Here is a 22,263-nt window from a genome sequence, read left to right as displayed (position 1 = left end):
GGGTTAGTCCTTGAGCTCGGGGGCGGGCGCGAGCAGTTCGCGCATGACGGTGATGAGGGCGGGGCGCACTTCCTCATCGGGAGGGCCCTCGAGCCCCAGAAGGTCGCTCGCGGCCAGCGTGTACGCGGCACCCGCCAGCGCGATGCCGTAGCGCAGCTTCTCGACGGTGCTGCCTGCGGCGAGCTCGAAAGCCGCCGCGAGCTCGCGCATGAGCTCTTGCGCCCGCGCGAACGCCGGCACGTCTTGCTGCGTCGCCGACTGGTTGACGATCAGGTGCACGACCTGTCGATGCGCGAGCAGCGCGTCGACGAAGCGCTCGAGGAAGGCGAGGCGCTGGCCGCGGTCAGCAGCCACATCGCCGATGCCTCGCACGATGGCGGTCAGCTCGTCGAGGGCAGGCGCCATCGCGTCGGCGAGCAGCTGCTCTTTCGAGGCGTAGTGGTAGAGCACGCTGGCCTTCGAGGTTCCGGCAAGGTCGGCGATGCGCTGCAGGCTCGTGGCGGCGTACCCGGCTGAGGCGAATTCGGCGAGCGCGATGTCGCGCAACTGGTCGTGGAGACTCACGATGGTCCAGCGTATTTGACCGATCGGTCAGCGCATGACCGATCGGTCAGAATCCGGGGATGCGCGGGGCCGATTCCCAGCCACGCGCCCGCTTGCTGTGTGCGCCCTGAGCGCGCCGTGCATCCGTCGCGCGCGCCGCGATAGCGTGGGCGCACCGATCACGAGGGGACCACACATGCGCAAGTACCTGCTGAACGGGGCGATCCTGAGCTCGGTCTTCGGCGCCGTCGGCGTCATCAAGACGAGCAAAGAAGGCCCCCGCGACTGGCGCCTTGCCCTCATGTGGATCAGTTGGGGCATCAGCGTCGCAATCGCCGTCGGCACCGTGATCGAAGACAACAAGACCGGCGAACTCGAGCGCTAGGCCGCGCCCCCGCCGCGAGAACGCCCTATGGCACGGCCTACAGCGCCGACGCCCCCATCACGACCCCGAGCGCCATCAGTGCCACGCCTCCGGCCGCGCGCACGGTGGCGAGACGCCGCGCATTGACGGCGAACCAGTCGCGCGCCGTGCCCGCCGCAATCGCCCAGAGCGAGTCGCTCGCGATACCCATGGCGAGGAAGACGGCGCCAAGAATCAGCATCTGCAGCACGGGTGCGGCGAGATCGGGGCTCGCCGCCTGAGGCAGCGCGGCGACGAAGAACACGATCGTTTTCGCGTTGGTCAGCCCGACGACCACGCTGTCACGCACGAGGGTGCGCGTGCGCACGGCCATCGCCGAGGCCTCGTCGGCGCTCACCGCGTGCCGGTGCCGAATCGACTGCACTCCGAGCCAGACGAGTACCGCCGCGCCGAGCACCTTCATCGCGGTGAACAGCAGCTCAGAACTCGCGATCACGACGCCGAGACCTGCGGCGACCACAACGATCTGCACGGCGACACCCGCGGCATTACCGAGCACGCTCAGCAGGGCTCCGCGCGTGCCGAGCACGAGGGCGCGCCCCACAACAAAGAGCACCCCGGGGCCGGGAACGATGATGATGACGACAGACATCGCGAGGAAGGCGAGTGCGCCAGCGGGATCGAGCACAGGCCGATGCTACGGCTCCGCGAGGGGCCCGAATGACGCGGGGCGCCGGGGCGGTCAGCGCTGCAGCGGCAGCAGGACCCCGACGCCGACGAAGAGCCCGCCCGTGACGCGATTAAACGCACGCCCCACGCGCGCGAGCCACGGCTGGATGGCCTGCGAGGCGCGCGCCACGCCCAACTCAAAGACGATCTCGACGACGACGAAGGTCGCGGCCATCACGACAAACTGCACCAGCAGGCTCGCGTCGGGGTCGAGAAACTGCGGCAAGAATGCGACGAAAAACAGGATCCCCTTCGGGTTCGTCGTCGCCGCGAGCAACCCCTGGGCGAACAGGGCACCAGGATGCGCGGGGCGCGCCCCCGGGTTCGTGGCCGCCGCCTGAATGGGCGCCGACCGCCACACCACGATGCCGAGGTAGACGAGGTACGCGCCCCCGGCGAGCTTCAACCAGAAGAGCAGGTCGGCGCTTGCCGCCAGCAGTGCCCCGATGCCGAACAGCGACAGTGCGATCACGGCGGCAAAGCCGAGCGCGCCGCCCAGAATCGTGAACACGGTGCGGCGCACGCCGTGCAGGGCGCCGTGGGTCAGCGCGAGCAAGCCGTTGGGCCCGGGCGTCAGCGACAGGCCGATGCAGGCCGCGAGGTACAGCAGCCAGGTGTTGAGCTCCACAGCGTCAGTATGGAGCCTCGTTGGCACGGAGCGGAACGCGTGAGAGACGACTGCGCCGAACATGCGAAAGGCCCCGCGCTGGCGAGAGCAACGGGGCCGTTCGTACACCCCCCGGGACTCGAACCCGGAACCCGCTGATTAAGAGTCAGCTGCTCTGCCAATTGAGCTAGAGGTGCGCGGCCCGCTGGGCGAGCCGAGAGGAAACGATAGCACCTGCCGGGGCCGCTCAGCCACTCGGCCCGCATCCAGCCGACGAGGGGCGAGCATCCATACACTGACCAGAAACGGGCGAACGCCCCCCTGATCTAGGAGCCACCATGAGCAACCGCCTTGAGGCCGGCACCCCGGCCCCCTCGTTCACCCTCAGCGACAAGGATGGCAATGCGGTGTCGCTCGGCGACTACGCCGGCCAGAAGGTCGTCATCTACTTCTACCCCGCCGCGTCGACGCCCGGGTGCACCACCCAGGCCTGCGACTTCCGCGACAACCTGAACTCGCTGGCAGCGGCCGGCTACCAGGTGCTCGGGGTCTCGAAGGACACGGCCGACAAGCTGCAGACCTTCGCCGACGAGGAGCAGCTGACCTTCCCGCTGCTGAGCGACCCCGACCTTGCGGTGCACCACGCGTACGGCGCGTACGGCGAGAAGTCGATGTACGGCAAGACGGTCACGGGCGTTCTGCGCTCGACGTTCGTCGTCGACGAGCAGGGCGTTTTGACGCACGCCCTCTACAACGTGAAGGCCACGGGCCACGTCGCGAGCCTGCGCAAGAAGCTCGGCATCGACGCCTAATCGCCAGGTCGCGGTTCCCCGCTAGTCGCGTTCTGACAGGTAGTCGACGAGCGTCGGCGTCAAGATCAGCACGATTCCCGCCACCGAGGGGATGATGATCCACGACGCGATGTCGGGTCGGGGCACGAAGCCCTGAACGCTGCCGACACCGACGGCCAGCTGCAAGAAGTGGTAGGTCAGCACGCTGCCGCGCGTCCACGCGCGGGCGCGCAGCAGACCGACAACAGTGGCGGCCATCCAGATGCCGACCAATACGGCACAGATGAGGAACGCCACCGCGGTCACCGGAAACTCAGCCGACTGGGCGGCGAATTGCAGGGTGAGAATCACCGTGAACCCGACCACGAACACCGTTTCGCACACCATCAACACGATCAAAGTGGTGACTAGAGGTGTACGGCGGGTGTCTGCCACGGTAAGAAATCCATCCGAAACTATTGATTTGACGTTCTGGTCATGAGACTCTATAGGCCGTTGTTGTGACGCCTACAGCGCCGTGGGCGACGAGCTTCTTGCTCGTTTTCTGACCTCATCCCCGACCTGTCGTCGGGGTGTAGCGCGTCCCTCAGTCCTCGTGGCGCGCTAATGCCCAATTCTAAGGAGCTGTGCCATGGACTGGCGTGACAAGGCCGCGTGCTTGACTGCTGACCCCGAGCTGTTCTTCCCCGTGGGCAACACCGGCCCCGCGGTCGACCAGATCGAGAAGGCGAAGACCGTCTGCGGTCGATGCCCCGTGACCGAGATCTGCCTGCAGTACGCCCTCGAGACGAACCAAGACTCGGGCGTCTGGGGTGGCCTCAGCGAAGACGAGCGTCGTGCGCTGAAGCGCCGCGCCGCGCGCGCCCGCCGCGCGTCCTAGATCACCCGCACCGCGCATCCGCGCCGGTGCAGAAAAACGACCCGTGCATCACGCGCGGGCCGTTTTTTCGCGGGTGCCGACAGCGCCGCCTAGTCGCCGCGGGGGCGCAGGTAGAGCAGCGGCACCTGAATGGTGACCTCGGTGCCCTCTCCCGCGAGCGTGTGCCAGTCGATCGTGCCGCCGAGTTCGCCCTGAATGAGCGTGCGCACGATCTGGGTGCCGAGCCCTGACCCGACCTTCCCCTCGGGAAGACCCTCGCCGTTGTCGCGCACCTTCACGCTCAGAGCCTCATCGCTGCGCGTCGCCTCGATCTCGACCTCACCGTCGGTGCGCCCGGCGAGACCGTGCTCGACCGCGTTCGTCACCAACTCGGTGAGCGCGAGCGCGAGCGGTGTGGCGTAGGCGCTCGGCAACACTCCGAAGCTGCCGGTCGAGCGCGGGCGGACGACGGTGTTGTGGCTCGACGCCACCTCGGCGATCAGCTTCAGCACGCGCGCGAAGACGTCGTCGAAGTCGACGTTCTGCGTGAGCCCCTCCGACAGGGTGTCGTGCACCACGGCGATCGCCGACACCCGACGCATGGCCTGCGTCAGCGCCTCGCGCGTGGTGTCAGAGTGGGCGCGCCTGGCCTGAATGCGCAGCAGCGACGCGACCGTCTGCAGGTTGTTCTTCACGCGGTGGTGAATCTCGCGAATCGTCGCGTCTTTGGTGATGAGCTCGCGCTCCTGCAGGCGCACCTCGGTGACGTCGCGGCACAGCACGATGGCGCCGATGCGTTGGCCCGCCTGACGCAGAGGAATGGCGCGCAGGCTCACGGTCACCCCGCGCGCGTCAATATCGGTGCGCCACGGAGCACGCCCCGTCACGACGAGCGGCAGCGACTCGTCGACCTGCAGTTTGCCCGCGAGCAGCCGGGTCGTGACGGCGGCCAGCGACTCGCCCTCGAGCTCACCTGCGAAGCCCATGCGGTTGAACGCCGACAGCCCGTTCGGGCTCGCGAAGGTGACGACGCCATCGACGTCGAGTCGAATCAGACCGTCGGATGCCCGGGGCGCGCCCCGTCGCGGACCGCTCGGCGCGCTCGGGTCGGGAAAATCGCCGGTAGCGATCATGTGGAAGAGGTCGTTCGCGCACTCGTTGAACGTGAGTTCTTGACGAGAGGGCATGCGGGCTTCGGACAGGTTCGTGTGGCGGGTGATGACCGCGATAGGGCGGGCGGGAGCAGCTGGCTCGCCGGGGCCCGGACGTTTCTGCACGGGGATCGCCCGCACCCGCGTGGGGGTCTCTTCGTACCAATCGGGTGCTGACGAGTCAACGATGCGGCCCGTGTCGAACGCCTCGCTGACGAGCTCGGCCCACTCGGGGCGCACGCTCTGCCCCACGAAGTCGCGGTAGAACAGGGTCGCCGAGCTTGACGGGCGGGCGTTCGCGACGGCGACAAAGTCGCCACCCTCGCCGGGCACCCACAGCACGATGTCGGCGAACGCGAGATCGGCGATGAGTTGCCCCTCGGCCGTGACGAGGTGCAACCAATCGATGTCGGCGTCAGTGAGTGAGCTGTGCTCGTGGGCGAGGTCGGAGAGCGTCGACACCCCGTCAGGCTACCCGGTGCGCCGCCACAAGAATGGCGAGCGCTGGCGCCCCAGCCTCGGCATCGCGTACCCCAGCCGATCGGCGAGTTCGGCGACGCTCTGGCGCAGGGCCGACTTCGGTGCAATGACGGGAACGGGGCGGGCGCTGAGCAAGGCGGCATCAGCCGCCGCGGGATCATCATCGATCAACACGGCATCGCGAATACCGGCGAAGCGGTCGAGTGTGTGCCGCACCTGCGTACCCGGATCGATGCCAAGCACGCTCGACCGAACGCGCGTCACGACGACCTGCACAGGGGTGTCTGCCACGGTCTCGAGCAGATCGGGATACGTCCGCAGCAGTCGCGCGAGCCCGAGTGGGTCGCCCGCACCAACGGCCACGATGCGATCGGCGGCGCGCAGCGCGGCGATCGTCGCCGCGTTGCGGCGCGGGGCAAACAGGTCGCTCGACAGTTCTTCGTCCGTCTCCAGGTTGAAGCCAACGTCGACGACCACGACGTCGCTCCATGATCGGCACGCCTCGAGTGCGGCTGTGACGCGATCGTTCGACAGTTCGGGCCAGCGCGAGGGCCGACCGATACCCGTCAGCACGCGCAAGCGGTCGGCGGCGATTCCCGCGTCCCGCGGAAGGGGCTGCGACACCCGGTCCAGTTCGATATCGCTGAGCGCGCCGCTGCCGGCGAGCCGGCACGCGGCAGCGAAACCTGGTGACTCGTCGAGGAGCCCCAGCGCCGGTGCGATCGTGCCGCCGTAGGTGTCGGCGTCGACGAGAACGACCCGCCGACCCCGCACGGCCAGCTCCGCCGCGAGCGACGTTGCCGTCAGCGTTCGGCCGGGCGCCCCGGTGGGGCCCCACACCGCGATGATGCGGGAGGGCACCGGTGCCTCGCCCGCACCCTCGATCGGGTGAAAGGGGATGCGCGTCGGCGCGACGAGGCCATCCTCCTCAGCGCGCGCGGCGCGCCGGCCGTCCGCCCCGCCCGCGACAGGCGTCGCGTCGGACTCCGTCGGAGGTGTGGGCGCTGCGGGCGGTGTGGGCGCCGTGGTCGGTGCCGGCGCCGGGAGCGACTCGACGCGCGGCGCGGCCGGCTCGTCCATCAGCGACGACACGTCGGGAGGGTTCTCTCCGACCACCGCGATCTGGTCGGCAAGCCCCAGGCGCATGCCGTGGGCGCTCGGCGCCCCGCTGTGCACGAGCACGCTGCGCACCGCGATGAGGTCGGCCGCGCCCACGACGTCGGCCCGCGTGAGTGTCGGCTGATCGGCAATGAGCAGCACGTCGGGAGCCCGATCGGCGATCAGCCCGATCGCCTCGTCGGCCGTCTGAGCGCGCCACTCGATGCGGTGACCCGCGCGCAGCAGGGCGAGCTCTAGTGGCTCGTTCGGGTGGGGGCCGAGCAACAGCCCGACGCGGAGGCTCACGGCGCCACGGCGAGCGCGGTCGGCACGGCCGACAGCGCATCGCGGTTCGCTTGCGCGTGCAGGATGCGCGCCACATCGCGCCGGGGAACAAGCAGTTCCACACGCTCCGCTTCGCTCGACGCGACGACGCCCTCCGGGGCGATCGACCGGACGAGTTGGGCGGACGAGGCGATGACCGCAGGGGCGCCGAAGCGACCCCCCTCGACGGCGGGCGCCGACCACAGGTCAACGGTGTCACCCGGTCGCACCGTGGCACCGAGGGGCGTTGTCAGGGCGACGACGACTGTTGTCGACTGAGCACCCCGCTCGTCACCCACCGCGGCAATCGGCACCAGTTCGCCCTCGCCTACCGTGCGGGCGACGAGCACCGCGTCGTCAGACAGCGTGTCGGGGCTGAGGTAGTGAGCGGCGTCTGCGCCGAGGTTGACCGTGCGCACCTCGAGGTCGGAGGCCGTGATGCGCTCACCCTCGATGAGGGGGCGCGGGGCCGCGTACACCTCGACGCCGTCATCGAAGGCCGCGACGATGCCGACGACGCCCGCAACAGATGCGGTGACGAGCACGAGCCCGATCACGAGACGTAGGTCGGGCCCGCGACGGGGGCGATTGTCGGGGCGTCCCGGGCGGTTCGGCATGGAGTTTCCTCTCGAAGCGGGTCGGTCGGCGTCGTGCCGCGTCGATAGTGGGCGGATGCTCGGCCGCGCCTGGTGAGTTATCCACATTCCGGCGCACCCCCAGACGACGGGGCCATAATCGGGAGATGCCCGATCAATCGCTGGGAGACGTGGGTCGCTTCCTCAGCCTCACCGACGTCGCCGAGGTGCTGAGCCTCACGGCCGCCGAGGTCATGGCGCTGGTGCGCTCGGGCGAGCTGCCGGCGATTCGACTGGGGTCGATCGGGCAGTGGCGCGTCGAGCGCACGGTGCTCGAGTCGTTCATCGCCGACAAGTACGAAGAATCGCGTCGACTCGCCCTCTGGAACGAGGCTGAGTTCGCCGACGTGGCTGAGCTGTTCGGCGACGAGCGCCGTCAGAGGCGCACGACCACCACCTGATCGAGTGAGATCACGCGCACGCCGCTGACCGCGGCGCGCCGGCGGGGCACCTCCAGCTCGTGCTCGGCGAGATCGAGGTGATCACGCCCCACCCGATCGATTGTTCCGGTGACCGACCCCACCGGGGTGTCGATGCGCACGCCGACTCGACGCCGGCACAGGTCGCGCAGCAGAAAGGGCATGCCGAGCTTGCTCGACAGGTCGGGCGCGGGGTCGCCCGCCTCAAGCGAGACCTCGACCTGCTCGTCGCGTAGCTCAATCGCGTCGATCGCGCGAAAGGGGATGACACCCTGGGCGTCGTCGCGCCCGTCGAGGTCGCCGGCGACCCAATCTCGACCCACGGTGACCGGGCGGACACGCAGGCGCGTGCCCCCGAGAACGACGACCGAGAGCTCGCTGAGGGCCCGATCACGGGTGCGCCGGAGAGCGACGATGCGCTCGCGGAGGCCGAGACGGCCGAGACGAAGGCGCTCTTCTTCGCGCTGGAGGTCGGCCTCCTCCGCGGTGAGTTCGTGCTCGAGCTGACCGGCGAGGTCATCGAAGAGGTGGTCCCAACGCATGCGGGCACCGTAGTAACGGCCACCGACATTGACGACACGGTTCTCCACAACTCGACACCGACGTAGACAAATGAGGAAAACATCTGCTTAGGTGTGTTCTACCCCCATACGGGGGTAAACATTAGGGTCTGCAATCGACGGTGATTGCGGAACGCCGCACGACGGCATCCCACCCTCGAGGGAAGAGGAGAAACGAGTGAGCTCAGCGACGGCAAGCGCCTTGCTCGATAGTGACGAGAACCCCACGCGCATGCCCCGCGGCCGCTCGCTGAGCGCCCGCATCGCGCAGGAGGAGTTCTTTGACTACCAGCCGACCTCGACGGCCGACCTCCCCGACCCTCGCCCGCTTGTCGAGAACCTCACTCGGTGCGTGATCGAGGTGCTCGCCGGCGCCCGCGAGCTCGAGCAAATCGCGCGCTGGGTCACTGACGACGTGTACCGCACGCTGCTGCGACGCCAAACCATCAGCGCCCGCGCCCGCGCCGCCCGGGGGGCTCCCGCCGCCCGACCGGCCTTCGCTCTCGGCGGGGTTCGACTGTGCGAACCGCGTGACGGCGTCATCGAGGCGGTCGTCATCGTGAACTCCCGAGCCCGCTGCCGCGCGGTGGCGATTCGACTCGAGGGTCTCGACCGCCGCTGGCGGGCCAGCGCCATTCACGTGCTCTAACGCGGCCTCACGCGGGCCGCACAACGACCGTCCGTTCGACCAACGGTCCCCTCCGGGGTCGAGCGGGTGGCACCGGTGCTGGGGTGCACCGGACCACCACCCTGGGGGCTGCGCTGCATCGCACTCCTCAACGCCGAACGCCCCCGGGAAGCTCTTCCCCGGGGGCGTTCGTCATGATCGTGACCGCGCGGCCATCGAGCGCTACGGCTTCTTCTTGTCCTGAGCGCGGCGCTGTGCGCGGTTGACCGGGGGCGTCGCCGCCGCGCCGTCGGTGCGCTGACCGAACGCGCCCGTCTGGCCACCCGCGGCAGGGCGCTGACCACCCGGAGCGACACGGGGAGCAGGGCGCCCCTGCTGCGTCGCCGCGGGACGGCCTGCTGCGGCCGCCGCGCCCGCCGGCGCCGCCGCGCGAGCGCGATCAGTCGCCGACTGCTGCAGTTGGCCTCGCTGGTTGCGAACTTCGACGTCGCCGTCGGCGCTCGGCGCCGTGTAGCTGAGGTTCTGCGGGGTCTGGGGTGCGTTGAGCCCCTTCGCGGTGACCTGCGCGGTGCCCTTACCGCCCGACACCTCGACCTCGAGGTTGAACAGGAAGCCGACCGTGTCTTCGCGGATCTGCCCCATCATCGTCTGGAACAGCACGTAACCCTCGCGCTGGTACTCGATGAGCGGATCGCGCTGCGCCATGGCGCGGAGGCCGATTCCGTCTTTCAGGTAGTCCATCTCGTAGAGGTGGTCGCGCCAGCGCCGGTCGATCACGCTGAGAACAACGCGTCGCTCCAACTCGCGCGTCGCCGTGCGGCCGAGGCTTTGCTCGCGGCGCTCGTACGCGAGCTTCGCGTCGGAAATGATCTCGCGCTTCAGGAAGTCGGGAGTCAGCTTTGCTCCCGCCTCGGCGAGGACCTCGTCGATCGTGAGTGAAATCGGGTAGAGCGTCTTCAGCTCGGTCCACAGCTGGTCGAGATCCCAGTCGTCCGAGGGGCCGACCGACGTCGTCTCGTCGACGATGTCGGTAATGACGTCCCCGATGAAGCCCTGCACCCGACCGGCCAGGTCGTCACCCTCAAGGATGTGCCGACGGTCGGTGTAGATGGCTTCGCGCTGCCGGTTCAACACGTCGTCGTACTTGAGAACGTTCTTGCGGATCTCGGCGTTGCGGCTTTCAACCTGCGACTGCGCCGAACGAATCGCTCGACTGACGACCTTCGACTCGATGGCCATGTCGTCGGGCACGTTCGAGCGGGTCATCAGCGACTCGGCGGCGCCCGCGTTGAACAGGCGCATCAGGTCGTCCTGCAGCGACAGGTAGAAGCGGCTCTCACCGGGGTCACCCTGGCGTCCGGAGCGTCCGCGCAGCTGGTTGTCGATGCGACGCGACTCGTGGCGCTCGGTGCCGAGCACGTAGAGACCACCCGCGGCAACCACCTTGTCGGCCTCAGCCTTGACTTCGGCCTGCACGCGCTGGAACACCGCGTCCCACTCGGCCTCGTACTCGTCGGGCGTATCAACCGGCGACAGTCCGCGGTTGTTCATTTCGGTGACCGCGAGGAACTCGGCGTTGCCACCGAGCATGATGTCGGTACCGCGACCCGCCATGTTGGTGGCGACGGTGACCGCGCCCAGGCGGCCCGCCTGCGCGATGATCGACGCCTCGCGCGCGTGGTTCTTGGCGTTCAAGACCTCGTGCTTGACGCCCTTCTTCGCGAGCATCCGGCTGATGGTTTCGCTCTTCTCGACGCTCGTCGTTCCGACGAGCACGGGCTGCCCCGTCGCGTGGCGGGCGACGATGTCTTCAACGACCTGCTCGAACTTGCCCTGCTCGTTCTTGTACACGAGGTCGGGCTGGTCGATGCGCTTCATGGGCTTGTTCGTCGGAATCGCGACGACGCCGAGCTTGTAGGTGCTCATGAACTCGGCCGCCTCGGTTTCGGCGGTACCGGTCATGCCCGACAACTTGGCGTAGAGCCGGAAGTAGTTCTGCAGGGTGACCGTGGCGAGGGTCTGGTTTTCGGCCTTGACCTGCACGCCCTCTTTGGCCTCGATTGCCTGGTGGATGCCCTCGTTGTAGCGACGACCGACGAGGATGCGGCCGGTGTGCTCGTCAACGATGAGCACCTCGCCGTTCATGACCACGTAGTCCTTGTCGCGCTTGAAGAGCGCCTGCGCCTTGATCGCGTTGTTGAGGAACGAGATGAGCGGGGTGTTGGCCGACTCGTAGAGGTTGTCGATGCCGAGGTAGTCCTCGACCTTCTCGATGCCGGGCTCGAGCACACCGACCGTGCGCTTCTTCTCGTCGACCTCAAAGTCGACGCCCGCCTGCAGACGCGTCGAAATGCGCGCGAATTCGGTGAACCAGCGGTTCGCCTCGCCCGACGAGGGGCCCGAGATGATGAGCGGCGTACGGGCCTCGTCGATGAGGATCGAGTCGACCTCGTCGACGATGGCGAAGAAGTGGCCACGCTGGACCATGTCGCTCGACTGCCACGCCATGTTGTCGCGCAGGTAGTCGAAGCCGAACTCATTGTTCGTGCCGTAGGTGATGTCGGCGGCGTACTGCTCGCGGCGTACCTCGGGCGTCTGGCCCGAGAGGATGCAGCCGGTCGTCATGCCGAGCGCGCGGAAGACGCGGCCCATCAGCTCGCTCTGGTAGCTCGCGAGGTAGTCGTTGACCGTGATGACGTGCACGCCGCGCGAGGCAATGGCGTTGAGGTAGGCAGGCAGGGTCGCGACGAGCGTCTTGCCCTCACCCGTCTTCATCTCGGCAATATTGCCGAGGTGCAGTGCCGCGCCACCCATGAGCTGCACGTCGAAGTGACGCATGCCGAGCGTGCGCTTTGCCGCCTCACGCACGGCGGCGAACGCCTCGGGCAGGAGGTCATCGAGCGACTCGCCATTGCCGTAGCGCTCGCGCAGTTCGGCCGTCTCGTTCTTCAGTTCGTCGTCGGTGAGGTCGCTGAAGTCTTCCTCGAGCCGGTTGATCGCTTCCGCGTAGGCCTTCAGACGCTTAAGGGTGCGCCCTTCGCCGACACGCAGAACTCGTTCAAGAACATTCGCCACGTCGATTTACTCCAGTCATCGGGGCCGCAGATGCACCGCGCGAAGATCGCGGAAAAGCACGAGGGCCCGCCGCGCGGTGCGGCGGGCCCCATGCTAGCAAGCGTCCTCATGCGGCAGCCGAGGCTGCCGATGCGCGCCTAGCCGCGGCGGCGCGTGACCGGAACCTCCTCGGCGTCGTGCTCGAGACTGATGACGCCGTAGTTCCAGCCGGTGCGGCGGTACACGACGCTCGCGCGGTCGGTCTCGGCATCGATAAAGAGGAAGAAGTCGTGACCGACCAACTCAAGTTGGTCGACCGCCTCGTCGACGGTCAGCGTCGCCGCAGGGAACACCTTGCTACGCACGACGACCGGCGTGTAGTCGGGCTCCTCCGCCTCCTCCGCCTGCTGCACGGGGACGGAACCCGTGGCCACCGACTCGATCACCTCGGGCCGTGCCGGCGTGATGTCGACGACGCTGAAGCCGTCAGCCGAGGCTTCGCGCAGGGACACGGGTCGATGCTTGCCTCGGTGCACCTTCTTCTTGTCTTTCGCGCGTCGCAATCGCTCCATGAGCTTGTCGATCGCGAGATCGAAGGCCGCGTACTTGTCGCTCGCGGCCGATTCGGCCCGCACCACCGGCCCCGGTCCGATGAGGGTCATTTCGACGCGGTCATCGCCCGGCTTGCCGTTCTTCTCGTGGTGTCGTGACACCTTGATTTCGAGAACCTGGGGGCGATCGGCGAGGTGTTCGACCTTCTCGCCCTTCTCCGTGGCGTAGTCGCGGAACCGGTCGGTAATGCCCATGTTGCGTCCGGTGATGGTGATGTCCACGTCGACCTCCTAGACCGTCGGCGCGTCGCCTGAGGGTCAGGCGATCGTCGCGCCATCCATGACCCAACGCTAGTCCTCTGTGCCGGAAAGACAAGAGGACTTTCGGCCGCTGCTTAGCTGACGCCCGGGTCACGCCGAATCGGCGCCCACGGGATGCTCGACGCGCCCTGGCGACGCGGGGTCGCCATGACGGCGGCGCACGCCACGACCTCCGCGCCCGCGGCGCGCAAGACTGCGGCCGAGCTGCGCAGCGTGGCGCCCGAGGTCACGACGTCGTCGATCAGTACGACGCGCCGACCCAGCAGTCGCGCGGCCCCGCGGACGACCACTCCGCTCTCACGGGCGAGGCGCTCAGCGAGCGCACGGGACTTCTGGGCGGGGCCACCGCCGCCGGCGGGAGCGAGCACGCGGGTGGTCGCAAACCCCGCGCGGCGCGCCAACACCTCAGTGGGATGCACCCCGCGCCGCGCGAAGCCCGCACGGCTTCCCGGCACCGGCACCAGCAACGGCGATTCGGGTCGCACCGTTGCGAAAGTGGCGGCCTGCCGGTACGCCTCGATGACCGCCGCAGACACGGCGGGGGCGAGCGCGGCGGCGAGCTCGGTGCGCCCCTCCTCTTTGAGGGCGAGCAGTGCCGAGCGTGCCGCTCCGTCGTAGTCGAGCGCGGCGATCAGCGGCACCTCGGCTCGGCCGACGGTCAGGGGGGCCACGCGCACGCACGGGACAAGGTCACCTCGGCAGTCGTCGCAGACGGCGACGTCATCCTGACCGCACCCCACGCAGGCGACCGGCGCGACTAGCGCCCACGCCGATTCGAGCGCCTGGGCGATGAGCGGTCGGGGAGGACGGAGAGACGAGCGGGACGCGGCATCGGTCATGGCGGGAGCGTCGCGAACGAACGCTTCCCCCGCGATCGCGCACCGCGCATCCGTGGAGAGTTGCTACTGCTGCACCCCAAGGAAGGAGGCACGCAAACCCGTCGACTGCCAGCCGCTGCCGCGCGGCTCGAAGACGACGCCACTGTCGGTCAGCACGCGAAGCCCCGCAGCCCCTCCGTTGCCGCCCACGATCTGCACCGCGCCGGGCGGCCGACCGAGCGAGCGGGAGCGCCCGCCAACCTCGTGCAGTTCGACCGCGGTGCCCTGCTCGGTGGCAAGAATGGAGGCCACGCTCACCTCGTCGACCCAGGCGGCGTCGACCGCTTCCGCCCCGGCGGCCGTCGCCCCATCAATCGGGATGTCGATGAGGTCGCCGATGCGAATCGGGCGCCCCGTCGCCTCCTCCCGCACGATCGCGCCCACCACGAGGCGCGGACCGCCCACCCCGTCCAAGAACATGAGGATGCGCGTGTCGTCGCGCGAGACATCGATCGATACGAGGCGCGCATCCGCCGGAATGGTCGCCTCGACGGTGAGGATTTCGCCCGCCGAGGTGATCGCGTTGACGTCGCCGGCCGCATCGGCCGTCGCCGTCCAGGTCAGCTGGAAGCCGTCGATACTCGGCGCGATCAGCCCGGGACGCGTGTCAACGAGTTGCGTGGCGAGGTCGTTCGACCGCACCACCCAGACGCCATCAGCGTTCTGCACGGCCGCGATCGTGCGCGTCGGCCCCAGCGTGACCGCCGTCGCACCCAGCTCGATCACGCGCTCACTCAGCCGGCCAATCGCCTCCACCCCCGACGAACCCGCGGAGAAGCCGAAGCCATCGCGCTCCTCGGTCATGGCGAGCAGGCGCCCGTCGACCTGCGGGGCGAGCTCGGGCACGGTCGTCGTCGGCGGCACCGACACGGGCGCCTGATCGACCGTGAGCTGCACGCCCGCCACGTTGCTGACCGAGCCGAGGCTCGCCCGCAGCTGGGCGGCCAGCCGCTGCAACTCGGTCTCGCCCAGCTCGAGAATCTCGGCGCTCAGGTCGACGACTGCCTGGCCCTCGACGATCGAGACGGGCGCGGCGACGAGCTGCGTGCCCTCCGGAATCGCCGACACCGTGGCCCCCTGACCGAGCCACGAACTCGGGCCGTCCAGCAGCGCGCGCACGATGCGGGTGGGGACGCCGGCGCGCGTCGGGAACCACCGCAGATCGGGAACCAGGTTCGTGAACGTGGGGTCGTAGAAGTAGAGAACGTGCTGGCTGAACGCGCTCGGGAAGGCCTGGCGGGAGATCAGAATGCCGTCGCCGAGTTCGGCAATACGCCACTCGCCGCCCTCGCGCACGAAGCGGAACGGCGGCAGCACCTGGTCGGTCACCTCGCTGGCGACGCGGTAGCGCCCCACGGCGTCAACCTCGGCAAGCACCTCGACCGAGTACTCGAGCGTGTCATCGTCGAGACGAGTCACCTCGCCCTGCTGTGCGCGCACGAGCGTCGACTGATAGGGATTCCAGACCGACGACACCGTGTCGGCAAGGTACGAGCGAGCGATGCGGTAGTTCTCCTGCGATGCGGTCGTCGCGGCAAAGAAGCCCTGCAGAATCTCCTCCTGCGTCGCGCCCGGGGTGGGCCCGGCCGGCAGGAACTCGAAGTCGGTGTCGCCCTCATCCGTGACGAGTTCGCCCTGCTCGACCGGGCCCGACATGGGCACGGCGACGCAGCCCGCCGCCAGCAGCATTGGCAGGGCGAGAAGCAGGGCGAGAAGGCGACGGCGTCGATCACGCATCGGCAACCTCCTCGGTGAGAACGGCATCCACCGGATCAATCGGCGGAAGCTCGAGCGGTGAACTGACCAGCGCGGTTCCGGCGCGGCGGGGCAGGGTCAGCCGAAAGCAGCTGCCCTCCCCCGGCTCGCTCCACACGTCGAGCACGCCGCCGTGCAGGTGGGCGTCCTCCGTCGAGATGGCGAGGCCCAGGCCGGTGCCGCCCGTCGTGCGTTGCCGCGACGGGTCTGCACGCCAGAAACGTTCGAAAACCTGCTCGAGCGCGTCAGCATCCATGCCGATGCCGTAGTCGCGCACGGCGATCGCCACCGCGTCGGCGTCGGAATCGACGTAGACCACGACGGGGCGCCCCTCGCCGTGGTCGACCGCGTTGCCCAGCAGGTTTTGCAGGATGCGGCGGATGCGTCGCGCGTCGACGTCGGCCTCGAAATACCCGCCCGGCGCCACGAGGCGCAGCTCGCTCGCTTTCTGCTCGGCGAGCGGCCGAATCGCCTCCATCGACTCTTCGACGAGGCGCACCAGGTTCGTCGGCTCGGTCTCAAGGACGACCGCCCCGGCGTCGAAGCGGCTCATCTCGAGCAGGTCGGCGAGCATCGTCTCGAAGCGGTCGACCTGCGTGTGCAGCAGCTCGGCGGTGCGGGCGGTCGTGGGGTCGAAGGTGTCGCGGCGGTCGTAGATGACGTCGCCGGCCAGACGAATCGTCGTGAGCGGCGTGCGCAACTCGTGGCTCACATCACTTACGAAGCGCTGCTGCAGGCGAGACAGGTCGGCGAGCTGAGTGATCTGCCGCTGCAGGCTGTCGGCCATGCGGTTGAACGATCGAGCGAGCGTCGCGACGACGTCTTGCCCCCGCTCAGGGATGCGCTCTTCGAGTTGGCCGTCGGCGAGCTTCTCGGCCGTCTGAGCCGCGAGGCGCACGGGCCGGATCGCGAAGCGCACCACCACGAAGGTGACGAGCCCGATCGTGAGCACCAACAGCAGCGAGCCGATCAGCAGCGTCTGCTGCACGAAATCGAGGGTCTGCTGCACATCGGCGACGCTGAAGACGAGGTAGAGCTCGTACTGCCCCGCCGTCGGCACCTCGATCGCCGAGCCCACGATGATGCCCGGCTCGCGCGACTCGCCGGCCGCGATGGCGACCGGCTGCGAGAACACACTGTCGCCGGCAGACGAGACGGCAGCCTGCAGCTCAGCGGTGATCGTCGTGCGGTCGAACCCGGGGCTCTGCGAATCTTGCATCACCTGCGGCGTGGTCTGGCCGGGCGTGCGCAGCAGCGCGTACTGCGCCGAGGAGGTCGTCGACAGGCCGATCGTGCGGCTCGCCGCGATCGCCGCCGTTTCGACGTCAATCGAGCCGGTCTGCGTCACCGACGAGTCGAACAACTCTTGCGCGCTCGACGCCGCCTGTCGTGCCTCGGCCAGCACCTGAACGCTGCGCGAGTCGTAGAGGTTCGTGGCGATGGTCACGGCCATGTACCCACTGATCACCGTGACGGCGAACAGCGTCGCAAGCACGGTGATGGCGACCGTGCGCAACTGCAGGGAACTGCGCCACAGGCGCAGGGCGCGAAGCAGAAGGCGCCGCAGACTGAACGGCGTCATGGGGTCAGCGGGATGCGCCCGCGCGGTAGCCGACGCCGCGCACGGTCATGACGATGCTCGGGTTGTCGGGGTCGGTCTCGACCTTCGCGCGCAGACGCTGAACGTGCACGTTCACGAGCCGCGTGTCGGCCTTGTACTGGTAGCCCCACACCTGCTCGAGCAGCATCTCGCGGGTGAAGACCTGGTTTGGCTTCATCGCGAGCGCCAGCAGCAGGTCGAACTCGAGCGGGGTGAGGTTGATGAGCGCGTCACCGCGGCGTACTTCGTGACCCATCACGTCAATGGTGAGGTCGCCGATGGTCAGGCGGGAGACGGCCGCCTCGGGCGTCGGGCGCAACCGCGTTCGGATGCGCGCCACCAGCTCTTTGGGATTAAACGGCTTCACGACGTAGTCGTCAGCACCCGCCTCGAGACCCTCGACGACGTCGTTCGTGTCGCCCTTCGCCGTCAGCATGATGATGGGGGTGCCGGTGAGCTCGCGCAGGCGGCGACAGACCTCGATGCCTCCCATGCCCGGAAGCATGACGTCGAGAAGGACCAGGTCGGGGGTGACCGACGCGAACGCGTCGACCGCCTCAGCACCGTCGTGCACGAGGTGCGGCTCGAAGCCCTCCCCCGAGAGAACGATGCTGATCATCTCGGCGAGCGCCGTGTCGTCGTCGACGACAAGGATGCGTGCGGTCATCGCCTGCCTCCGCTTCCGTCGTTCCCGGCGTCGTCGCCCAAGGATCCGATCATTGTTCGCTCCAGCCTAGACGAGTGTGAAACCATACGGCGTGTGAGCAACGACTCCCCCTGGACCTCGCCCGGCTGGGCCTCCCCCGGAGGCACCCCCGACGCCGATCAGGGGGCGGGTGCGCCCGGCGGCGCCCCGTCCGCGAATGGCGCGGGAAGCGCATCCGGTGCCACCCCACCGAGCTACGGGCCGGCCGCCACCGGCGGCTGGGCCCCGCCCCCGAAACCCGGGCTGATTCCGCTGCGCCCGATCGACTTCGGCACCCTCTTCGGCGCCACCTTCGGGGTGCTGAAGCGCAACCCGCGTTCGACGTTCGGCGCGGCGCTGCTGATGAATGCTCTCGTGACGATCGTCGCCTTTGGCGCTGTCTTCGGGTTGAGCTTCTCGAGCATCGACCGCCTCACCCAGGCAAGCGGCGACGAAGCCGAGGCGATCGCCGCGGGCACGATCGGGCTGGTGCTCATCGGCAGCCTGCTGGCCACCGCGGTGGCCCTCGTCGCTCAGGCACTCTTGCAGGGCGTCATCACCATCGAGGTGTCGCGGCAGATCCTCGGCGAGAAGAACACTCTGCGTCAGCTGCTGGCGCGCGGAAAAGGCCGCTGGGGCGCGCTCATTGGCTGGACCCTGCTGCTCAGCCTCGCACTCATGGTCGCCGTCGCGCTGCTCGTCGGCATCGTCGTCCTCATGATCGTCATCGGCGAAACCGCGGTCGGCGGCCCCACCTCGATCGCCCTCGGCGTCGTCTTCGGCATCGTCGGCGGCATCGGGATGGCCGTGCTCGCCGCCTGGCTCTGGATCAAGCTGGCGCTCGTGCCCGCGGCCCTCATGATCGAGCGGCTGACCCTCGGCCAGGCCATTCGCCGGGCGTGGACGCTCGTGCGCGGCTCGTTCTGGCGCACCTTCGGGATCCTGCTGCTCATCACCGTCATCGTGCAGATCTCGGCGAGCATCGTGACGACACCGTTCAGCCTCGTCGCCACCTTCGGGGGGCTGCTCGCCAACCCCGCGGGCGACGAGTTCACGAACAGCACCTTCCTGATCGTGGCCAACGTGGTCAGCGTCGCCGTGACCGTCGTCGTCGGGGCCATCGGCGCCGTTCTGACCACCTCGGCCGTCGCCCTCATCTACACCGATATTCGGATGCGCCGCGAGGGGCTCGACCTCGACCTGCAGCAGGCAACGGAGCAGTCGGCCGCCGGCGGCACGCCTGCCGACCCCTACGTGCGCGGCCTCGACGGCGCGACGCGACCGCTGTAGCCGCGTGACGAGCGTTACTGGCACGATGGCGTCTGTCGGCGCGCGTGTCGGTGCGCCGCTGACTCCCGACGCACCCGACGCACAAGAGCTGCTGCGCGGCGAACTCGCGAACCCACGCTATGCCGAGGCGCAACCGACCTGGTTCGACCTGCTCTCGCAGAGCGTTCTCGACTGGTTCCTTGGCCTTTTCGAGAGCGGCGTATCGGGCCCGCCTGGCCTCGGACTCGTGATCGTGGTGCTCGTCATCGGTGCGCTCATCGCCGTCGCGATCGCGCTGTACGGCATCCCCGCCCGCCGCGCCCGCCGCGCCGCGCGAGAGGACCTGTTCGGCGACACCGACACGCGCAGCGCCCGTGACATGCGCCGCGACGCCGAGACGGCCGCCGCGCGGGGCGACTGGGCGAGCGCGATCGCGGATCGGTACCGAGCCATCGCGCGGGCACTCGACGAGCGCACGATCGTCACCGTGCATCCCGGGACGACGGCGCACGGCTTCGCGCGGCTCGCCGCGCGGGCGTTCCCTGACGCGGGCGGCGAGCTCGAGCGGGCGGCGGACGCCTTCGACGGAGTGCGGTATCTCGGGCGGGTGGGAACCTCCGCCGAGTACGAGCACGTGCGCGATCTCGACACGCGGTTGAGCGCTGCGGCGTCCCCCGTCGCCACGGCGGCACGCGGGCAGGCGGCTGCGGTCCAGGCGCCGGAGGTGCCGCGATGACCACGACAGTGCTCACGCCGACCGTGGGGCGCGCCGTGCGCCGCAGTCTGTTCTGGGTGGGCGCCGCGGGCGTCGCCATCGCCGTGGCCCTCGGGCTGACCGCGCTCAACGGGGTGGCGACCAGCACCGACCGGTGGGACGCGCGCTCGGCGACGCCGACCGGTTCGCTCGCGCTGGCGACCGTGCTCGAGAACGAGGGCATCGCGGTGGAGCTGGCCGCCACCCGCGCCGAGGTGGATGCGGCCATCGACGCCGCCCGACGCGCGGGCGACGCGGTCACCCTGCTCGTTGCCGACGGGCGCGGCCTGCTCGACGGCGAGCGCATCGCCGCGCTCACCGGCCTCGCCGATCGTCTCGTACTGGCCGAGCCCGCCCCCGAGACGCTGGACGCCCTCGATTTTCCGTTCAGCACGAGTCGCCTCACCGCCGGCCCCATCGACGTGGGCAGCTGCACCCTCGCGGCCGCAGAGCGCGCCGAGACGATCGACGGCGACGCGATCGTGATCTACGAGACCGAGGCCGACGAACGATGCGCGAGCGACGACTCCGGGGCAGCCCTGCTCAGCCAAACCATCGACGGGGCCGAGGTCACCGTGCTCGGGGTCGGCGAGGCGCTCGAGAACGGGGCAATCGACCGCGCCGGGAACGCCGCGCTCGCGCTGGGACTCGCGGGCGAGCATCCCCGCCTCGTCTGGTACTCGCCCTCCCCCGCCGACGTGGGCCTCGTCACGCTCGCCGACGTCACGCCGGGCTGGGTCAACCCCCTCGCCTGGACCGCTGCCGCCGCACTGCTCGCCGCCGCGTTCTGGCGCGGGCGCCGACTCGGGCCGGTCGTCATCGAAAACCTCCCCGTAGTGGTGAAGACGACCGAGACGATGGAGGGTCGCGCGCGCCTGTACGCCCGCGGCGGGGCTCGGCTCCGCGCGCTCGACGCGCTGCGCGTCGGCACACTGCGCAGACTCTCGGCCACGCTCGCGCTGGGGAAAGCCGCCGGCGTCGATGACATCGTGGCCGCCGCCGCGAGCACCGCGGGCCGCGACCTTCGCGCGACACGCGAGCTGCTCGTCGATGCCGAGCCGGCAAACGACACCGAACTCATGAGGCTCAGCGAGAGTCTCATCACCCTCGAGCAGGCCGTCGCCCGACGGGTCGCGCTCGACGACGATTCAGACACACCCGAGAGGATGACCGGATGAGCGACAGCGCAACTACCGAGCCCCACGGCGGAGCCCCCGACCCCAGCGCGAGCACCGGCGTCGCCTCGGACACCGCCGCGATTCGCGAGAAGTTTCTCGCCGTGCGCGGCGAGGTCGGCAAGGCGGTCGTCGGCCAAGACGGGGCCGTGAGCGGATTGATCGTCGCGCTGCTGTCGGGCGGCCACGTGCTGCTCGAGGGCGTGCCGGGCGTCGCGAAGACGCTGCTCGTGCGCACGCTCAGCGCGGCGCTCGACCTGCGCACCGCGCGTGTGCAGTTCACCCCCGACCTCATGCCCGGTGACGTCACCGGCTCGGTCGTCTACGACGCGAAGAACGGCGACTTCGAGTTTCGGCCCGGCCCAGTGTTCACCAACATCATGCTGGCCGACGAGATCAACCGGACGCCCCCCAAGACACAGTCATCGCTGCTCGAAGCGATGGAGGAGCGCCAGGTCACGGTCGACGGCGAGAGCCACCTGCTGCCGAAGCCGTTCATGGTCGCCGCCACGCAGAACCCCGTCGAGTACGAGGGCACCTACACGCTGCCCGAGGCACAGCTCGACCGATTCCTGCTGAAGCTCGTGCTCGATCTGCCGCCCCGCGACGCCGAGATCGACGTGCTCACCCGCCACGCCGACGGTTTCGATCCGCGCGATCTCGCCGCCGCCGGTGTGCGCGCCGTCGTCACCGGCGACGACATTGCCGCCGCTCGCGCCTCCGTCGGCCGCATCGACGCGTCGGCCGAGCTCATCGGCTACATCGTCGACCTCGCTCGCGCCACGCGTCAGAGCCCGTCGGTCAAGCTGGGCGTGAGCCCCCGCGGCACGACCGCCCTGCTCGCCGCGGCCAAGGCGTGGGCCTGGCTGTCGGGTGCGGGGGGCGTCACGCCCGACCACGTGCAGGCCATGCTGCTGCCCGTGTGGCGCCACCGCCTGGCGCTGCGCCCCGAGGCCGAACTCGAAGGCGTCACGGCCGACACGATCCTGCGCTCAATCGTGCAGCAGGTGCAGGTGCCGCTCTAGTGGGCATC

Annotated in this window: 23 protein-coding genes and 1 tRNA gene; 9 read left to right on the top strand and 15 right to left on the bottom strand. The window is 69.2% G+C overall.

Annotated features, from left to right (window positions below; all coding sequences use genetic code 11):
* Positions 1-3: 3 nt before the first annotated feature.
* Positions 4-564 (bottom strand): TetR/AcrR family transcriptional regulator, encoded by a 561-nt coding sequence (locus EV141_RS05785; protein ID WP_157985517.1) that lies wholly within the window; start codon positions 562-564, stop codon positions 4-6.
* A 175-nt stretch (positions 565-739) separates the two neighbouring features.
* Here EV141_RS05785 and EV141_RS05780 point away from each other — a divergent pair, with 175 nt between their 5' ends.
* The gene (locus tag EV141_RS05780; RefSeq protein ID WP_130485024.1) at positions 740-928 is read left to right on the top strand and encodes a hypothetical protein; all 189 of its coding nucleotides are present in this window, start codon (positions 740-742) and stop codon (positions 926-928) included.
* 37 nt (positions 929-965) lie between these two features.
* Here the strand turns inward: EV141_RS05780 and EV141_RS05775 are convergent, their stop codons facing one another.
* The 3 genes from EV141_RS05775 to EV141_RS05765 form a co-directional block, all read right to left on the bottom strand.
* Positions 966-1,595, bottom strand: a complete 630-nt coding sequence (locus tag EV141_RS05775) for a LysE family translocator (RefSeq protein ID WP_241969107.1) — start codon at positions 1,593-1,595, stop codon at positions 966-968.
* Between the two features lie 54 nt (positions 1,596-1,649).
* The gene (locus tag EV141_RS05770; RefSeq protein WP_130485023.1) at positions 1,650-2,264 is read right to left on the bottom strand and encodes a LysE family translocator; all 615 of its coding nucleotides are present in this window, start codon (positions 2,262-2,264) and stop codon (positions 1,650-1,652) included.
* A gap of 103 nt (positions 2,265-2,367) precedes the next feature.
* A tRNA-Lys gene (locus tag EV141_RS05765) sits at positions 2,368-2,440 on the bottom strand.
* A 141-nt stretch (positions 2,441-2,581) separates the two neighbouring features.
* Here EV141_RS05765 and bcp point away from each other — a divergent pair.
* The gene (gene bcp / locus EV141_RS05760) at positions 2,582-3,055 is read left to right on the top strand and encodes a thioredoxin-dependent thiol peroxidase (protein WP_130485022.1); all 474 of its coding nucleotides are present in this window, start codon (positions 2,582-2,584) and stop codon (positions 3,053-3,055) included.
* A 21-nt stretch (positions 3,056-3,076) separates the two neighbouring features.
* Here the strand turns inward: bcp and EV141_RS05755 are convergent, their stop codons facing one another.
* A complete protein-coding gene (locus EV141_RS05755; protein WP_130485021.1) occupies positions 3,077-3,421 on the bottom strand; it encodes a hypothetical protein in 345 nt (114 codons plus the stop codon).
* Positions 3,422-3,665: 244 nt separating this feature from the next.
* On the opposite strand from EV141_RS05755, the gene EV141_RS05750 reads away from it, so the two are divergent.
* A complete protein-coding gene (locus EV141_RS05750; RefSeq protein ID WP_130485020.1) occupies positions 3,666-3,914 on the top strand; it encodes a WhiB family transcriptional regulator in 249 nt (82 codons plus the stop codon).
* Positions 3,915-4,003: 89 nt separating this feature from the next.
* On the opposite strand, the gene EV141_RS05745 is transcribed toward EV141_RS05750, so the two are convergent.
* Genes EV141_RS05745 through EV141_RS05735 form a run of 3 tightly spaced genes read right to left on the bottom strand, consistent with a single transcriptional unit; the run spans position 4,004 to position 7,563 of the window.
* Positions 4,004-5,506, bottom strand: a complete 1,503-nt coding sequence (locus EV141_RS05745) for a sensor histidine kinase (RefSeq protein ID WP_130485019.1) — start codon at positions 5,504-5,506, stop codon at positions 4,004-4,006.
* Positions 5,507-5,515: 9 nt separating this feature from the next.
* Positions 5,516-6,928 carry a nucleotide-binding protein gene (locus EV141_RS05740; RefSeq protein WP_130485018.1) on the bottom strand — a complete coding sequence of 471 codons (1,413 nt, stop codon included), beginning with the start codon at positions 6,926-6,928 and terminating at the stop codon, positions 5,516-5,518.
* Complete coding sequence (locus EV141_RS05735; RefSeq protein ID WP_130485017.1) at positions 6,925-7,563, bottom strand: CpaB family protein; 639 nt, start codon at positions 7,561-7,563, stop codon at positions 6,925-6,927. The genes EV141_RS05740 and EV141_RS05735 overlap by 4 nt, the downstream gene beginning before the upstream one ends.
* A gap of 125 nt (positions 7,564-7,688) precedes the next feature.
* On the opposite strand from EV141_RS05735, the gene EV141_RS05730 reads away from it, so the two are divergent.
* Positions 7,689-7,982: a helix-turn-helix domain-containing protein gene (locus EV141_RS05730; protein WP_130485016.1), complete on the top strand. Its 294-nt coding sequence runs from the start codon at positions 7,689-7,691 to the stop codon at positions 7,980-7,982.
* Here EV141_RS05730 and EV141_RS05725 read toward each other — a convergent pair.
* A complete protein-coding gene (locus EV141_RS05725; protein ID WP_130485015.1) occupies positions 7,958-8,542 on the bottom strand; it encodes a hypothetical protein in 585 nt (194 codons plus the stop codon). The two genes, EV141_RS05730 and EV141_RS05725, sit on opposite strands and share 25 nt — an antisense overlap.
* A gap of 196 nt (positions 8,543-8,738) precedes the next feature.
* Between EV141_RS05725 and EV141_RS05720 the strand changes: the two genes are divergently transcribed.
* Positions 8,739-9,209, top strand: coding sequence for an Rv3235 family protein (locus EV141_RS05720; RefSeq protein WP_241969105.1), 471 nt, complete (start codon positions 8,739-8,741; stop codon positions 9,207-9,209).
* Between the two features lie 201 nt (positions 9,210-9,410).
* Here the strand turns inward: EV141_RS05720 and secA are convergent, their stop codons facing one another.
* The 6 genes from secA to mtrA all read right to left on the bottom strand — a co-directional run bounded on the left by secA (position 9,411) and on the right by mtrA (position 18,014).
* Entirely contained in the window at positions 9,411-12,263 is a 2,853-nt protein-coding gene (secA, locus tag EV141_RS05715) for a preprotein translocase subunit SecA (protein ID WP_130485014.1), read from the bottom strand.
* Positions 12,264-12,400: 137 nt separating this feature from the next.
* Positions 12,401-13,075 (bottom strand): ribosome hibernation-promoting factor, HPF/YfiA family, encoded by a 675-nt coding sequence (gene hpf, locus EV141_RS05710; RefSeq protein WP_130485013.1) that lies wholly within the window; start codon positions 13,073-13,075, stop codon positions 12,401-12,403.
* A gap of 113 nt (positions 13,076-13,188) precedes the next feature.
* On the bottom strand, positions 13,189-13,785 hold the full coding sequence (locus tag EV141_RS05705) for a ComF family protein (RefSeq protein WP_157985515.1): 597 nt from the start codon (positions 13,783-13,785) through the stop codon (positions 13,189-13,191).
* Between the two features lie 231 nt (positions 13,786-14,016).
* Positions 14,017-15,729 carry an LpqB family beta-propeller domain-containing protein gene (locus EV141_RS05700; protein WP_130485011.1) on the bottom strand — a complete coding sequence of 571 codons (1,713 nt, stop codon included), beginning with the start codon at positions 15,727-15,729 and terminating at the stop codon, positions 14,017-14,019.
* Positions 15,722-17,329, bottom strand: coding sequence for an MtrAB system histidine kinase MtrB (gene mtrB / locus EV141_RS05695; protein WP_130485010.1), 1,608 nt, complete (start codon positions 17,327-17,329; stop codon positions 15,722-15,724). The genes EV141_RS05700 and mtrB overlap by 8 nt, the downstream gene beginning before the upstream one ends.
* A 4-nt stretch (positions 17,330-17,333) precedes the next feature.
* Positions 17,334-18,014 (bottom strand): MtrAB system response regulator MtrA, encoded by a 681-nt coding sequence (gene mtrA / locus EV141_RS05690; RefSeq protein WP_130485009.1) that lies wholly within the window; start codon positions 18,012-18,014, stop codon positions 17,334-17,336.
* A 93-nt stretch (positions 18,015-18,107) separates the two neighbouring features.
* On the opposite strand from mtrA, the gene EV141_RS05685 reads away from it, so the two are divergent.
* The 4 genes from EV141_RS05685 to EV141_RS05670 are packed head-to-tail and all read left to right on the top strand — an operon-like array spanning position 18,108 to position 22,255.
* On the top strand, positions 18,108-19,322 hold the full coding sequence (locus EV141_RS05685; RefSeq protein WP_130485008.1) for a DUF7847 domain-containing protein: 1,215 nt from the start codon (positions 18,108-18,110) through the stop codon (positions 19,320-19,322).
* A gap of 4 nt (positions 19,323-19,326) precedes the next feature.
* Entirely contained in the window at positions 19,327-20,037 is a 711-nt protein-coding gene (locus EV141_RS05680) for a DUF4129 domain-containing protein (protein ID WP_241969102.1), read from the top strand.
* Complete coding sequence (locus EV141_RS05675) at positions 20,034-21,233, top strand: DUF4350 domain-containing protein (protein ID WP_130485007.1); 1,200 nt, start codon at positions 20,034-20,036, stop codon at positions 21,231-21,233. Before EV141_RS05680 ends, EV141_RS05675 begins: the two co-directional genes overlap by 4 nt.
* Positions 21,230-22,255 (top strand): AAA family ATPase, encoded by a 1,026-nt coding sequence (locus EV141_RS05670; protein WP_130485006.1) that lies wholly within the window; start codon positions 21,230-21,232, stop codon positions 22,253-22,255. The genes EV141_RS05675 and EV141_RS05670 overlap by 4 nt, the downstream gene beginning before the upstream one ends.
* Positions 22,256-22,263 lie beyond the last annotated feature (8 nt).

The sequence above is a fragment of the Microcella putealis genome (genome assembly GCF_004216575.1).
Taxonomy (GTDB): domain Bacteria; phylum Actinomycetota; class Actinomycetes; order Actinomycetales; family Microbacteriaceae; genus Microcella; species Microcella putealis.
The sequence above is the reverse complement of the archived record's forward strand: the minus strand, read 5'-3'. Positions and strand labels throughout refer to the sequence as shown.

What these genes read in the sequence shown, in the direction of transcription:
- EV141_RS05750 (WP_130485020.1), top strand. Translation starts at nt 3,666, where the DNA reads ATGGACTGGCGTGACAAGGCCGCGTGCTTGACTGCTGACCCCGAGCTG.
- EV141_RS05700 (WP_130485011.1), bottom strand. Translation starts at nt 15,729, where the DNA reads ATGCGTGATCGACGCCGTCGCCTTCTCGCCCTGCTTCTCGCCCTGCCA.
- EV141_RS05725 (WP_130485015.1), bottom strand. Translation starts at nt 8,542, where the DNA reads ATGCGTTGGGACCACCTCTTCGATGACCTCGCCGGTCAGCTCGAGCAC.
- EV141_RS05730 (WP_130485016.1), top strand. Translation starts at nt 7,689, where the DNA reads ATGCCCGATCAATCGCTGGGAGACGTGGGTCGCTTCCTCAGCCTCACC.
- mtrB (WP_130485010.1), bottom strand. Translation starts at nt 17,329, where the DNA reads ATGACGCCGTTCAGTCTGCGGCGCCTTCTGCTTCGCGCCCTGCGCCTG.
- EV141_RS05780 (WP_130485024.1), top strand. Translation starts at nt 740, where the DNA reads ATGCGCAAGTACCTGCTGAACGGGGCGATCCTGAGCTCGGTCTTCGGC.
- EV141_RS05670 (WP_130485006.1), top strand. Translation starts at nt 21,230, where the DNA reads ATGAGCGACAGCGCAACTACCGAGCCCCACGGCGGAGCCCCCGACCCC.
- bcp (WP_130485022.1), top strand. Translation starts at nt 2,582, where the DNA reads ATGAGCAACCGCCTTGAGGCCGGCACCCCGGCCCCCTCGTTCACCCTC.
- mtrA (WP_130485009.1), bottom strand. Translation starts at nt 18,014, where the DNA reads ATGACCGCACGCATCCTTGTCGTCGACGACGACACGGCGCTCGCCGAG.
- EV141_RS05675 (WP_130485007.1), top strand. Translation starts at nt 20,034, where the DNA reads ATGACCACGACAGTGCTCACGCCGACCGTGGGGCGCGCCGTGCGCCGC.
- EV141_RS05735 (WP_130485017.1), bottom strand. Translation starts at nt 7,563, where the DNA reads ATGCCGAACCGCCCGGGACGCCCCGACAATCGCCCCCGTCGCGGGCCC.
- EV141_RS05755 (WP_130485021.1), bottom strand. Translation starts at nt 3,421, where the DNA reads ATGGTGTGCGAAACGGTGTTCGTGGTCGGGTTCACGGTGATTCTCACC.